Source organism: Mycobacterium kyorinense, assembly GCF_002101735.1.
Classification (GTDB): domain Bacteria; phylum Actinomycetota; class Actinomycetes; order Mycobacteriales; family Mycobacteriaceae; genus Mycobacterium; species Mycobacterium kyorinense.
Map to the genome: position 1 here is coordinate 1 of NZ_LQPE01000121.1, position 1,821 is coordinate 1,821.

The 1,821-nt window shown below is 64.1% G+C and carries 2 protein-coding genes; both read right to left on the minus strand.

The window, feature by feature from the left end; translation table 11 throughout:
- The coding region (locus AWC14_RS14615) for an NAD(P)-binding domain-containing protein (RefSeq protein WP_249026332.1) at window positions 1-467 on the minus strand (467 nt) is incomplete at its 3' end.
- Window positions 437-1,821, minus strand: a 1,385-nt coding sequence (locus AWC14_RS14620; protein ID WP_057003195.1) for a glucose-6-phosphate dehydrogenase, incomplete at its 5' end; no start/stop codon positions are given. The genes AWC14_RS14620 and AWC14_RS14615, both read right to left, overlap by 31 nt.

Below are 1,821 nucleotides of genomic sequence, written 5' to 3' on the forward strand. Positions count from 1 at the left end.
TCGTCGTCGCCGCCGATCATCAGACAATAACCGCGTTCCCGGCCCCACACGCCGCCGCTGGTGCCGCAGTCCAGTAGACGAATCCCCTTCTCCGCCAACATCTTCGCGTGCTTGATGTCGTCGCGGTAGTAGGAGTTGCCGCCGTCGATCACGATGTCGTCCTTGTCGAGTGTCTTGGCCAGCTCCTCGATCACCCCGGTGGTGATGTCTCCCGCCGGCACCATCACCCACACCAACCGCGGGGCGTCGAGCTTCTCGGCCAGCTCGGAGTACGACGACACCCCGGTGACGTTCTCTTCGCCGGCCATCGCCTTGACGGCGTCCGGATTGCGGTCGTACACCACACATTCGTGCCCGTCTTTGACCACGCGCCGGACGATGTTCGCGCCCATCCGGCCAAGGCCGATCATTCCTAGCTGCATGTCGTGAGTTCTCCTTACCTCGACGCGTGGTTGTTCGGCATCCAGGGCTCTTCCCAACCGTGATGACCCCGCAGCAGCGACCGCGCGGCGTCGGGCCCCCACGAGCCGGGCTCGTATTCGTGGACATCGCCGGGATTGTCCAGCAGCGGGGCCACGATCCGCCACGTCTCTTCGATGCTGTCCTCGCGGGCGAACAACTGGCGATCGCCGCTCAGCCCGGCGGACAGCAGTCGCTCATACGGCTGCAACGGCTCTCCCAATTCAGCAGCGAACAACGAGTCCAGATGCACGTCGCGCCACGAGGAGTCACCGTCTTTGGCCACCAACTGCAACCGCATCCCGGGGTCGGGGTCCACACGCAGCACGATCTGATTGCGCGACGCCCGCTCCCGCTTGGGCATAAACGCCAACGCCGGCACCCGACGAGTGAACAATCGAACCTCGGTTACCTTCTCGGGCAACGACTTACCAGCCCGCAGGAAAATCGGAACCCCGGCCCAACGCCAGTTGTCGATCTCCATCCGCAGCGCCACGAACGTCTCGGTCTGGGAATCCTTGGCCACGCCGTCGATGTCGGTATAGCCCCGATACTGGCCCCGCACATAGTGCTGTGGGTCCAGCGCCGGCATCGCGCGAAACACCTCCGCCTTCTTGTCGTTGAGGTCATCAGCGCTGGGACCGACCGGCGGCTCCATCGCGACCAGTGCGAGGACCTGCAGCAGATGGTTCTGCACGACGTCGCGCAACGTGCCGACGGCGTCGTAGAACTTGCCCCGATCCTCGACACCGAAATTCTCGGCCATCGTGATGTGGACCTCGGCGATGCTGCGGCGGTCCCACAACTCGGCCAGGGTCGTGTTGGCGAACCTCAGATACTCCAGCTCGACAACGGGCTGCTTACCCAGGAAGTGATCCACCCGCAGGATCTGCTCCTCGTCGAGGACTTCCCGCAGCCGGCTGTTGAGTTCGCGCGCCGAGTCGAGGTCATGGCCGAATGGCTTTTCCACCGCGACCCGCGACCGCTTCAACAGCCCGGCTGCGCCCAGGTTCTCGACAATCGGGGCAAACAGCGACGGCGGCATCTCCAGGTAGAACAGACACTGGCGATCCGAGCCGATCCGCTCGGCCAGCGCCTCATACAGCGCCGAGTCAGTGACGTCGCCGTGCAGATAAGACAGCCGGTCGGCGAGCCGGTCGAACACCGCGTCGTCCAACTTCTCGCCGCTGTCGACGATGGCCTTGCGCGCCCGCTTGACCAGCTCGTCTTTCGAGATGTCGTCGCTGGCCACCCCCAAAATCGGGCAACCCAGCGCCTTGCGACGCTCCAAGCGATACAACGCCCGAAAAGTCATCTTGCGGGCCAAATCACCGGTGATGCCGAAGATCACCAACATGTCTG